Raw genomic sequence first — 12,805 nt, 5'->3', positions numbered from 1 at the left:
GAAACTACAGAAAGAGATTAGGACCGATATGTCCAACGAATCTTCGCTTGGTTTGATGCGAATTGGTCTTGCCACCGCCGACGATATCCGTCGTTGGTCCTACGGCGAGGTCAAGAAACCCGAGACCATCAACTACCGTACCCTGAAGCCGGAGAAGGAAGGCCTCTTCGACGAGCGCATCTTTGGTCCCACCAAGGATTGGGAGTGCTACTGCGGTAAATACAAGCGCGTGCGCTTCAAGGGTATTGTGTGTGAGCGCTGCGGCGTTGAAGTGACCCGCTCTAAAGTGCGCCGTGAGCGCATGGGCCACATTGAATTGGCTGCACCCGTCACCCACATCTGGTACTTCAAGGGCGTTCCTTCACGCCTGGGCTATCTGCTTGATTTGGCGCCGAAAGATCTGGAAAAGGTCATCTACTTCGCCGCCTACATGATCACGAGCGTGGATGAGGAAGCTCGTCATGAGGATCTGCCGAACCTGCAGGCGGCACACGACCGTGAAAAGCGTGAGCTGGAGTCTCAGCGTGACGCCGATATTGCCGCTATTTCCCGCGAAGTTGAGCAGGAACTAGCTCGTATTGAGGCTGAGGGCGGCAAGAAGACAGCCGAAAAGCGTAAGCTGCGCGATAATGCAGAGCGTCAAATGGCTTCTGTTCGCAAGCGCGCCGACCGTGAAATTGAGCACCTGGAGAAGGTCTGGGATCGTTTCAAGAACCTGAAGGTTGCTGACCTTGAGGGTGATGAGGCGCTCTACCGCTCCATGATCGATAAGTACGGTCTGTACTTTGAGGGTGCAATGGGTGCTGAGGCTATCAAGAAGCGCCTGGAAACCTTCGATCTAGAGGCCGAAGCTGAGGCCCTGAAGGAGGTCATTCAGACCGGTAAGGGTCAGAAGAAGACCCGCGCGCTCAAGCGTCTGAAGGTTGTAAACGCCTTCCTGACCACCAATAACTCCCCGCTGGGTATGGTGCTGGATGTTGTTCCGGTTATTCCGCCGGAGCTGCGCCCGATGGTTCAGCTCGATGGCGGTCGCTTTGCGACTTCCGACTTGAACGACCTGTACCGTCGTGTGATCAACCGTAACAACCGCCTCAAGCGCCTGCTGGAGCTTGGCGCTCCCGAGATCATTGTGAATAACGAAAAGCGTATGCTGCAGGAAGCTGTGGATTCGCTCTTCGATAACGGTCGTCGTGGTCGCCCCGTGACCGGTCCCGGTAACCGCCCGCTGAAGTCGCTCTCCGATATGCTCAAGGGTAAGCAGGGTCGTTTCCGTCAGAACCTGCTTGGTAAGCGTGTGGACTACTCTGGCCGTTCCGTGATCGTGGTTGGTCCGCAGCTGGAAATGCATCAGTGCGGTCTGCCGAAGCAGATGGCGTTGGAGCTCTTCAAGCCTTTCGTTATGAAGCGCTTGGTGGAGCTTTCGCACGCGCAGAACATTAAGAGTGCTAAGCGTATGGTTGAGCGTTTCCGCCCGCAGGTGTGGGATGTTCTCGAAGAGATCATTACCGAGCATCCTGTGCTGCTGAACCGTGCACCTACCCTGCACCGTCTGGGTATTCAGGCGTTCGAGCCGAAGCTGGTTGAGGGTAAGGCTATTCAGCTGCATCCGCTCGTGTGCTCCGCGTTCAACGCTGACTTCGACGGCGACCAGATGGCGGTTCACCTGCCGCTCTCGCCCGAGGCTCAGGCTGAGGCACGCATCTTGATGCTCTCCTCGAACAACATCTTGAAGCCTTCGGATGGTCGTCCGGTAGCTGTTCCTTCGCAGGATATGATCATTGGCTTGTACCACTTGACCACCACACGCGAAGGTGAGAAGAACGAGGGCCACGCATTCTCGTCGATCGCTGAAGCTCTGATGGCGATGGATCGTCACGATATTGAGCTGTACACCAAGATTAAGGTGCGTCTCTCTGGTGACGAGTTTGTAGCGCCCGAGGGTTGGGAGGCCCCTGAGGGTTACACGTCTGGCGCTTCGATTCTGCTGGAGTGCACCGTCGGTCAGATTCTGTTCAACCAGACTTTGCCGAAGGATTATCCGTGGTTCTCTGGCGTTGCAGATAAGAAGGGGCTGGGCAAGCTCATTAACGATCTTGCTGAGAAGTACCCGATGGATATCGTGGCGCGTACCCTGGATAACCTCAAGAACGCTGGCTTCTACTGGGCATCGCGTTCGGGCGTGACCGTCGCCGTTTCTGATATCGCGACCCCGGCGACTAAGCCCGCGATTATGGAACGCTATGAGAAGCAGGCCTCCGCGATTGAGGATGAGTTCGAGGTCGGTATGATTGGCGACGACGAGCGCCGTGAAGAGCTCATCAAGATTTGGACCGAAGCTACCGATACGGTCGCTGAGGCTATGCGCGAGAATCTGAGCGACAACGGTGGTCTGAATACCATCTACCGCATGGTGACCTCTGGCGCACGTGGTAACTGGATGCAGGTTCGTCAGATTGCGGGTATCCGCGGTCTGGTGTCTAACCCGAAGGGCGAGATTATGCCCCGCCCGATTAAGTCCTCCTACCGTGAAGGGCTGTCGGTGTTGGAGTACTTCATCGCAACTCACGGTGCTCGTAAGGGTCTTGCCGATACCGCGCTGCGTACCGCTAACTCGGGTTACCTGACCCGCCGTCTGGTGGACGTTTCGCAGGATGTGATCGTGCGTGAACATGACTGCGGTACTCGCCGTGGTCTGGTGCTTCCGCTGATCGATGCCGACGGCAACCTCCACCCGGATGTTGAGACCTCTATCCACGGTCGTACCTTGGCAATTGATGTCAAGGACTCTGACGGTAACGTCATCGCATCCGCTGGTGAGGATGTTTCGGATGTGCTGATCGAGAAGCTGTTCAAGGCTGGCGTGAAGGAACTGCGTGTTCGTTCTGTGCTGACTTGCGAGTCCAGCATCGGCGTATGCGCCCTGTGCTACGGACGCTCGATGGCATCGAACGTTCTGGTTGATATTGGCGAGGCTGTAGGTATTATCGCGGCTCAGTCCATTGGTGAGCCCGGTACTCAGCTGACTATGCGTACCTTCCACACCGGTGGTGTTGCATCGGCTGACGATATTACCCAGGGTCTGCCCCGTATTCAGGAGCTCTTCGAGGCTCGTACCCCTAAGGGCGTGGCACCGATTTCTGAGGTTTCCGGCCGTGTGACCATTGAGGATACCGAAAAGTCGTACAAGATCGTCGTTACCCCGGATGATGGTTCCGAACCGCAGTCTTACACGGTTCTTCGCCGTGCGGCTTCGAAGCTGCAGACTGGCGACCACGTTCAGGTGGGCGATCAGCTGGCTGCTGGTGCGGTTGATCCGAAGGAGGTTCTGCGTATTCGCGGTCCTCGTGAGGCACAGAAGCACCTGGTGAGCGAGGTTCAGGGCGTGTATAAGTCTCAGGGTGTAGAGATCCACGATAAGCACGTTGAGGTTATTGTGCGTCAGATGCTCCGCCGCGTGACCGTCATTGAGTCTGGCGATACCGAGCTGCTGCCCGGTGAACTTGTGGACAACATTGTGTTCCAGAAGGCTAACCGTAAGGCGCTCGTTGAGGGCAAGAAACCTGCCGCTGGCCGTCCTGAGATGATGGGTATTACCAAGGCGTCGCTGGCCACCGAGTCCTGGCTGTCTGCCGCATCCTTCCAGGAGACCACTCGCGTTCTCACCCAGGCTGCGATGGAGGCTAAGACCGATCCGCTGCTTGGCCTGAAGGAGAACGTCATCATCGGTAAGCTGGTTCCCGCCGGTACCGGTTTGGCTCGCTACAACGATATTGAGGTTGAGCCCAGCCAGAAGGCGCGTGAGGAGCAGATGCAGGCGTTCGATGGCTTCGGCTACCAGAGCGCGTTTACCCAGCTGGGTGAAGATCCGTACCCCTACGCCAACAGCGGCTACATGGCTGTTCCCTTGGACGAGTACGGCCGCGGTCTTGAGTAAGACTCACATAATGGGTTCGTAAGCTCGATCGTGAATCGGGCCTAGTTTCCTAGATGATGGAGGCGGTTTCGGGAAGTTCCCGAAACCGCCTCCTGACGTTAGCTAGGGGAGAGGAGCATCCTATCCCAGTATTAAGTGATGAATACCATAATATATTTACTATGCTGGGCGGTGTTCTCTCCGAGTTCAGCTAGATTAACAGGATTTTAACCTGTATAGTCTTTATCCGAAGTACCTAGCCTCGGCGTGGAATTCACCACCGTGATTCCTTGTGATAGTTAATCGTGAGGTCTTGGGTCAACGAATCAATGGCAGTATGGATACCGTCCTTTGGTGTTGCCTGTGCGCTGACACCTAAATGCCATTTTTAAGTGTGCCCAAAAACTTTTTCATCAGAAATAAGTTTAAACTCGCTGAGAGCAAGAACCCGTGTGTCTAGATGGGCTGCGGGCTTCTGTAACCGAGAGCATTTTGTGGCAACACAAAATGCCAGTAAGTTCCCAAGGACTTGAAGACAGATAAGTCCACATAGTAACGGAGAAAACGTGCCTACTATTCAGCAGCTGGTCCGTAAGGGCCGGACTCCCAAGGTCGTTAAGACCAAGGCGCCCGCACTGAAGGGCAACCCTATGAAGCGTGGTGTGTGCACCCGTGTGTACACCACCACCCCGAAGAAGCCGAACTCGGCACTGCGTAAAGTCGCTCGTGTCAAGCTCAACGGTGGTATCGAGGTTACCGCATACATTCCCGGTGAGGGTCACAACCTGCAGGAGCACTCGATTGTGCTCGTTCGCGGTGGTCGTGTGAAGGACCTCCCCGGTGTTCGTTACAAGATCGTTCGTGGCGCTCTGGATACCCAGGGTGTTAAGGGTCGCGGCCAGGCTCGCTCCCGCTACGGCGCTAAGAAGGAGAAGAAGTAATGCCTCGTAAGGGTCCCGCTCCCAAGCGTCCCCTCGTAAACGATCCTGTTTACGGTTCTGCACTGGTTACCCAGCTCATTAACAAGGTTCTGTTGGACGGCAAGAAGTCCGTGGCAGAGCGCATCGTATACGGTGCTCTTGAGGGTGTTGAGAAGAAGACCGGTTCTGACCCGGTCGTCACCCTAAAGAAGGCTATGGACAACATCAAGCCCTCGCTTGAGGTTCGTTCCCGCCGTGTTGGTGGTGCAACCTACCAGGTGCCGGTCGAGGTTCGCCCCGGCCGTTCCACTGCTCTAGCTCTTCGCTGGTTGGTTGGCTTCTCGAAGCAGCGCCGCGAAAAGACTATGACTGAGCGTCTGATGAACGAGATCCTGGATGCCTCCAACGGTCTCGGCGCCGCTGTCAAGCGCCGCGAGGACACTCACAAGATGGCCGAGTCCAACAAGGCCTTCGCACACTACCGTTGGTAATTCTCTGTTCATAGCTTGTCGAGGTTATGGAGCCTGGCAGGCTTTCGGAGTATCTCATTTAGGGAGAAAAACGTGGCACTTGATGTGTACACTGACCTGAACAAGGTCCGCAACATCGGTATTATGGCGCATATTGACGCCGGTAAGACCACTACTACTGAGCGCATCCTGTTCTACACCGGTATTAACCACAAAATCGGTGAGACTCACGATGGTGCGTCAACTATGGACTGGATGGCTCAGGAGCAGGAGCGAGGTATTACTATTACCTCCGCAGCTACTACCTGCTTCTGGAAAGGCAACCAGATCAATATTATCGACACCCCCGGTCACGTTGACTTCACCGTTGAGGTGGAGCGTTCGCTGCGCGTGCTTGACGGCGCTGTAGCGGTATTTGACGGTAAGGAAGGTGTTGAGCCTCAGTCTGAGACCGTGTGGCGTCAGGCTGATAAGTACGACGTTCCCCGCATCTGCTTCGTTAACAAGATGGACAAGATGGGTGCGGACTTCTACTTCACCGTTCAGACTATTATTGATCGTCTGGGCGCTAAGCCGATCGTTATTCAGCTACCCATTGGTGCTGAGAGCGATTTCGTTGGCGTGGTTGACCTGCTCGAAATGAAGGCATACGTATGGCCCGGCGACTCTAAGGGCGACGTGACCATGGGGGCAGAGTACGAGACTCGGGAGATCCCTGCTGACCTGCAGGCTAAGGCTGAAGAGTACCGCGCAGAGCTGATCGAGGCTGTTGCCGAGTCCAGCGAGGAACTTATGGAGAAGTACCTCGAAGGTGAAGAACTCACGATTGATGAGCTCAAGGCTGGTATTCGCCAGCTGACCATCAACGGCGAGGCATTCCCCGTGCTCTGCGGTTCCGCATTCAAGAACCGTGGTGTTCAGCCCATGCTGGATGCTGTGATCGACTACCTGCCTTCCCCGCTGGATGTTCCCGACGTTGAGGGATCCAACCCCGCCGATGAGGAAGAGAAACTGTCTCGTAAGGCTTCCGTTGATGAGCCTTTCGCGGCCCTGGCTTTCAAGGTTGCAGCTCACCCGTTCTATGGTCAGCTCACCTATACCCGCGTGTACTCTGGGCACGCGGCTCAGGGTCAGCAGGTTCTTAACTCGACTAAGGGTAAGAAGGAACGTCTCGGTAAGCTCTTCCAGATGCACTCCAACAAGGAGAACCCGGTTGAGGAAATTACCGCAGGTCACATTTATGCGGCGATCGGTCTGAAGGATACGACTACCGGTGATACTCTGTGCGATCCTGCAAACCCGATCGTGCTTGAGTCGATGACCTTCCCCGCTCCCGTGATCTTCGTGGCAATTGAGCCTAAGACCAAGGGCGACCAGGAGAAGATGTCGACCGCAATTCAGAAGCTCTCCGCTGAGGATCCCACCTTCACCGTGTCGCTGAACGAAGAGACCGGTCAGACCGAGATCGGCGGTATGGGTGAGCTTCACTTGGACATCATTGTTGACCGTATGAAGCGTGAGTTCAAGGTTGAGGCTAACGTTGGTAAGCCTCAGGTTGCATACCGCGAGACTATCAAGAAGACCGTTGAGAAGGTCGACTACACCCACAAGAAGCAGACCGGTGGTTCCGGTCAGTTCGCGAAGGTGCAGGTTTCCTTCGAGCCGCTGCCTCTGGATGGCGAGGAACTGTATGAGTTTGAGGATAAGGTGACCGGTGGTCGCGTGCCTCGCGAGTACATTCCTTCTGTTGACGCTGGTATTCAGGACGCTATGAAGTTTGGTGTTCTGGCCGGTTATCCGATGGTCGGCGTGAAAGCAACCCTGATCGACGGTGCTTACCACGATGTCGATTCCTCTGAAATGGCGTTCAAGATCGCTGGTTCTATGGTCTTCAAGGAAGGCGCTAAGCGCGCTAACCCTGTCCTGCTGGAACCGCTGATGGACGTTGAGGTGCGTACCCCCGAGGAGTACATGGGCGACGTTATTGGCGACCTGAACTCTCGTCGTGGTCACGTGCGTTCCATGGAGGATGCATCCGGCGTCAAGATCGTCAAGGCTCTCGTACCGTTGACCGAGATGTTCGGCTACATTGGCGACCTGCGTGGTAAGACCCAGGGTCGTGCAGTGTTCTCGATGGCATTCGACAGCTACGGCGAGGTTCCCAAGAACGTCGCTGACGAGATCATTCAGAAGAGCCGCGGCGAGTAATTTCCCGTCTCTTCCCTAAGGGTCGCGGGTTGAGAAGCCCGTGACCCCTCACTAAAATTTTTAAATAAAAATCCACCATTGAAGGCATGGACAGTTTCATCTCTGCCGCGTAATCCGCTATTCTAGACGCTAGACCGTTTTTTGCGGGTTGCGCCGGAGCGAAGATCCGGGTGCATGTTTTCAATACGTTCTAGGAGGAACACTCTTGGCTAAGGCTAAGTTCGAGCGCTCCAAGCCTCACGTTAACGTCGGTACCATTGGTCACGTTGACCACGGTAAGACCACCCTGACCGCTGCTATCTCCAAGGTTCTGGCTGACAAGTACCCGGACCTGAACGAACAGCGCGACTTCGGTATGATCGACAGCGCTCCTGAGGAGCGCCAGCGCGGTATTACCATTAACATCGCTCACATTGAGTACCAGACTGAGAAGCGTCACTACGCACACGTTGACGCTCCCGGTCACGCTGACTACGTCAAGAACATGATTACCGGTGCTGCACAGATGGACGGCGCAATCCTCGTGGTTGCTGCTACCGACGGTCCCATGGCGCAGACCCGTGAGCACGTGCTGCTCGCTCGCCAGGTTGGCGTTCCCACCCTGCTGGTGGCATTGAACAAGGCTGACATGGTTGATGACGAAGAGCTTCTCGACCTCGTCGAGATGGAGGTTCGTGACCTCCTCTCCTCGCAGGAGTTCGACGGTGATGACGCTCCTGTGATCCGCGTGTCCGCTCTGAAGGCTCTCGAAGGTGACCCCGAGTGGGTTGCTAAGGTCGAGGAGCTTATGGAAGCAGTTGACACCTACATTCCGGATCCGGTTCGTGAGACCGACAAGCCCTTCCTTATGCCCATTGAGGACGTCTTCACCATTACCGGTCGCGGTACCGTTGTGACCGGTCGTGCAGAGCGCGGTACCCTGAAGATCAACTCTGAGGTTGAGATCGTTGGTATCCGCCCCATCCAGAAGACCACCGTGACCGGTATCGAGATGTTCCACAAGCAGCTCGACGAAGCATGGGCAGGCGAGAACTGTGGTCTGCTTCTGCGTGGTCTCAAGCGTGACGATGTTGAGCGTGGTCAGGTTGTTGTGGAGCCGGGCTCCATCACCCCTCACACCGAGTTCGAGGCAAACGTCTACATCCTCTCCAAGGATGAGGGCGGTCGTCACAACCCCTTCTACTCGAACTACCGTCCTCAGTTCTACTTCCGTACCACTGACGTGACCGGTGTTATTAAGCTCCCCGAGGGCACCGAAATGGTTATGCCCGGTGACAACACCGAGATGACCGTTGAGCTGATCCAGCCCATCGCTATGGAAGAAGGCCTCGGCTTCGCTATCCGTGAGGGTGGCCGCACCGTTGGTTCGGGTCGCGTTACCAAGATCATCAAGTAATTGCCGTAGCAACGACGATTCGCTGATGATGCGTTGAACAGCTTGCTCTTTCAACGCTAGCGATTTTAGAAGTCCCCCTGCATCATTGAATGCAGGGGGACTTCTACGTTTAACACTCCGCAGTCCTGGAGAGAGGGCGCTTCTGTGAGCGATAGTTTGTGTTTGGTATCTAGCCCCGGTGGCATTCCCCTAACCATAAGCACGGCTGGGGGAGGGCATGCTGGGGTGGATTGGGGGCACCTTCTTTTAGCGCGTCCTGCTTGGGCAGGCTTTTCTAGAACACGCTAAAAGGTAACGGGGTAAATAGTCCGGGATTGCATTACTTCACCTTACCCGTGCCTCCCTTATCCTCTCCATAAAAAGAGCCTTGATAGTGAATGAAGCGAAGTTTCCAATGCTTTATTCACTATCAAGGCTCTTTTGTAGGAGCTAGAACATCTGTAATATTTTAGGCTTGACTATTTCCGTTCGGGTTGTTGTGCTGTTGTGAGTATCCAGGATACTGTGCCTGACTATTGGGCTGGTTATAGCCTTGGTAAGGTTGCTGCCCTGCCCATGGAGCCTGTCCGTAAGGTGCGGATGCGCCATTCGGAGGTGCAAACCCGGCAGGCGCGCCCTGATACGGGTTCTGTGGAAGAGCGGGAGCCTGCTTATCCGCTGAAGGCCCCTGATCGCGAGCCAGCAAACGCCATACAACACCAGCAATGAGAAGTACCGAGATAATCATGAGTGTGAGCGGGTTGAGCCCGTTGAGTAGAAGCGCAAGATCTACCGTAACGAGAGCTGCGCTGACAAATACCCAGATACGGTCAAGAACAACGCTGACGAGTGCAGTCAGGAGAATGCCCAAGAGCATGATGACCGCACCTTGCTGAAGGTAACCGGTGCCCCATGCCATGATGGTGAGGATCCCCTGTAATCCTATACCCGTGTAGAGTAACGCCGCAGAGATACCTTGCTGAGCGGGGCGTTTCTCGATGAGGTTTCGGAGTATCTTAGAAGCCACGACAGCAAGCAGAATGAGGATCGCAGCTTCCAGCAGGCTCTGGAAGAACCCTGTCACCGAGAAATCCAGAAGGATTCGTGTAGTAAATGCCACCGGTGCGGCAACGATGGCTGTTGGCAGCATGCGTTTAGTGCTGACGGAGGCAAAGCTCAAAGCTGTAAGACCCCACAGCAGGGCGCTCTGTACCGTATCTTCGGAAGCAATCGAAGCAAAAGTCCAGAAGGCGATAGCTATGATCGCTGGAACCATCAAAAAGGTGTTGTGCGGGCCGTAGAATCGGGTGCTGTCATTGCGCTGAGAAACCAAATAGTTTTTCGAGGATCGGGCAGGACCGTGGAGCGGAAGCTGAATAACTTTCGCTGAGTTCTCCAACTGCACGTTAAGAGGCTGAAGCGAATCATACTTGCCGGGGATCTCGCGCTTCAGCAGGGTTGTTAGACCGTAGAGGACTGCACTGCATAGGGCAGCGGCAAGACCCTGGTAGATAACATATTCAGAGAACCGTGGGTGATTGAGGTTCAGCATATGATTGGTAACGGTATAACCTGTCAAAAGCAACGCGATAGAGGCGCATACTCGGAGCATAGCCAGGTTTGCTGTCTCCCCGAGCCCCCACAGCACCAGAACAGCAAGGGGGCAGAAGATGGCGGTGAACAGAGCGTTGTCTGAGTACACAAAGGGAGCAATGAAACCGGGCAGGCACGCTGTGTAGAAGATAATGTAAAACACAGTTCGTTCGCGTGGCTGGCGGCGAGTCATATACAGAATTCCACTCAGCAGACCTTGAATAAGGAGCAGCCCAGAGGCAGTGAGGAACACCTGATCAGAGGCAATGCTATTGGAAGCCCACAGCACAATGACTGACCACAACATCGGGAACCTAGACGTCATAAACATAATATGACGTTCCGAGGTTTCTTGAGGAATAATGTAAGACATTCCAAACATATAGATGCTGGTCAGAACCAGAACCCCGACTGCCCACCAGTCCCCAGTGGGGAAGAGGTAGTTCATCGATGTTGCTGCAACGCCTAAACCGCATAACGTGAGATAGATGCAGATGAGAGGCACAATCTTTTGATCTTTATAGGCACTCGATGCTCGGAGCGTCAAAAAGCCAAGAGCCAGAACCGCGAGAAGAGCGACAACATAGAGCGAGGTATCAAGGGGTGGGTCAACAACCTCGCGGGGAGTCCACGTGAAGATCGAACGCAGCAGAAAGAATACAACTGCCATGACAAGGTACACCAGAATTTCCCGGAAGGCTGTCAGAGAACGTTTCTGGGGTAGCATCTCGTAACGGAGCGCGGCGAACAATCCAAGAGCGGTAATGGTGAGAGCACCTGCTAGGAGGATACCTCGTACGCCCCATCCGAGCTGAAGCGTAAAGAGCAGGTGCATAGTACCTAGGAAGAGGAATATCTTCGTTGTACTCGATACAAGGAGCTGAGGCAGCTGAAGCTTGCGGGCGGTAAGCATGAGAATACCCGCTGTTACGAAGTACAGGTAGAAAGCGGATTCGTGCTGGCCTAGCAACATTAGGCTTAACCCACTGCTTATTCCAGCGATCAGGTATACGTACTCCTGAGCGGGGAGGTATTTACGGTATGCAGTAATAATACCCACGCAAAGCACAGCAAATACCCATGCACGCGGAAAGGTAACACCGTCTAGATGTACAAGCAGCATAAATTCTAGCCCAGTTGGGAAAGAATTTATATTGGTCAGAAGTACATGTGGCATTTCGATAAAAGTGACGAATGCAGCAAAAATAATGCTTATATAGGTATCAATCCGAACATCCCAGCGCATGATGGGATGCTTAGGTAGATTCGCTTTCATTTCACGCTGCATAAGGGGGTACCCTCCCAAGACTGCGAGAAGGTGCAGCGCATATAGGCCCATGAGGACAACTATGACGGTAATGGGCCTCTCTAAGCCCCAGCCGAAACTGATCAGGGCGATGAACGGGTAGAGGCGAGCCTGAACGTAGTAGTCAAGCTTGTGTTCCAGAGCGGTAAAGACGAAAGCGTGAGCTGACATAACGGAGAAGACTATGCCCATATCAGAGCTGCTCATCTGCGGTATAAAGAAGAGCACAACGACCGCTGTGACGGGAACGAAAATACGGGAGGATTCTAAAAGACCCTCACGCAAACCGGTAGGTACAAGGCGCGAATTCAGGCGTATGAGCAGGCCCAGGATAATGGCGAGTACCGTGAGCGCGACGAAGTACCACACAAAGGGGAGAGCGGCTACGTTCGTGGCGGCAAGCGCATCCGAGACGAAGAAAGAAATAAGAACATAAGCCATCACCCTGTTGCGCATAAAAGAGCAGGCCAGAATAATCGCAGCTGTGCCAACGAGTGAGACCAGCAGCCAGATGAGGCTTCCGTCATTCCAAAGTCCCAGAACATAGGTTGCGATACCGGTAAGGGGTAAAAGTGCTAAACCTGTGGCGGTGAATGAGTAGGATGCGATGCGCAAACGTACCACGGTTTTGTAGGTAATAAGACCTGCGCTGTAGAAAAGTAAACTACCTAATCCTAGGCCAGCTACACGAAGAATAACGCTGGTCCTATCTTGCGAGGTGATTGAGGTGATGAACAGCGCTGCAGAACCGATGAGGAGCAATGAGCCCAAGTAAAGCAAGACATTGAGGAAAAGATCTTCGGCACGGCGGCGTGGCAAAGAACGGGTGGTCTGCTGGGGAGCCTGCATCGTTGCCTGTGATGGATCAGAATACCACGTTGTTTGTGGGTTTTGGCCCTGCCAAGGCATCTGTGCCTGAGGGTATGAATACCCGGCTGGTGTCTGAGGAGACTGCCCTGAACCCTGTGGCTGAGTGCCGGAGGGGAATTCGTGGTTGGGGGTAGACATGATATTTACTCC

General features: G+C 54.5%; 6 protein-coding genes. 5 read left to right on the top strand and 1 reads right to left on the bottom strand.

Translation table 11 applies throughout. The annotated features are described in order from the left end of the window. Positions 1 to 28 precede the first annotated feature (28 nt). The 5 genes from HMPREF3016_RS04755 (at position 29) to tuf (ending at position 8,907) form a co-directional block, all read left to right on the top strand. Complete coding sequence (locus HMPREF3016_RS04755) at positions 29 to 3,934, top strand: DNA-directed RNA polymerase subunit beta' (RefSeq protein ID WP_048754791.1); 3,906 nt, start codon at positions 29 to 31, stop codon at positions 3,932 to 3,934. Positions 3,935 to 4,479: 545 nt separating this feature from the next. Beyond that, entirely contained in the window at positions 4,480 to 4,854 is a 375-nt protein-coding gene (gene rpsL, locus HMPREF3016_RS04750; RefSeq protein WP_004005292.1) for a 30S ribosomal protein S12, read from the top strand. After that, positions 4,854 to 5,324 carry a 30S ribosomal protein S7 gene (gene rpsG, locus HMPREF3016_RS04745; protein WP_004005291.1) on the top strand — a complete coding sequence of 157 codons (471 nt, stop codon included), beginning with the start codon at positions 4,854 to 4,856 and terminating at the stop codon, positions 5,322 to 5,324. Before rpsL ends, rpsG begins: the two co-directional genes overlap by 1 nt. Positions 5,325 to 5,396: 72 nt before the next feature. Next, positions 5,397 to 7,511, top strand: coding sequence for an elongation factor G (gene fusA, locus HMPREF3016_RS04740; protein WP_070627481.1), 2,115 nt, complete (start codon positions 5,397 to 5,399; stop codon positions 7,509 to 7,511). A gap of 205 nt (positions 7,512 to 7,716) precedes the next feature. Beyond that, complete coding sequence (gene tuf / locus HMPREF3016_RS04735; protein ID WP_004005289.1) at positions 7,717 to 8,907, top strand: elongation factor Tu; 1,191 nt, start codon at positions 7,717 to 7,719, stop codon at positions 8,905 to 8,907. A gap of 448 nt (positions 8,908 to 9,355) precedes the next feature. Here tuf and HMPREF3016_RS04730 read toward each other — a convergent pair whose 3' ends face one another. Continuing rightward, a complete protein-coding gene (locus tag HMPREF3016_RS04730) occupies positions 9,356 to 12,793 on the bottom strand; it encodes a hypothetical protein (RefSeq protein ID WP_070740569.1) in 3,438 nt (1,145 codons plus the stop codon). Positions 12,794 to 12,805: the final 12 nt, after the last annotated feature.

The sequence above is a fragment of the Rothia sp. HMSC065D02 genome, from assembly GCF_001815285.1.
Taxonomy (GTDB): domain Bacteria; phylum Actinomycetota; class Actinomycetes; order Actinomycetales; family Micrococcaceae; genus Rothia; species Rothia dentocariosa.
Note: the sequence above shows the minus strand (reverse complement) of the source record. Positions and strands in the feature narration are given on the sequence as shown.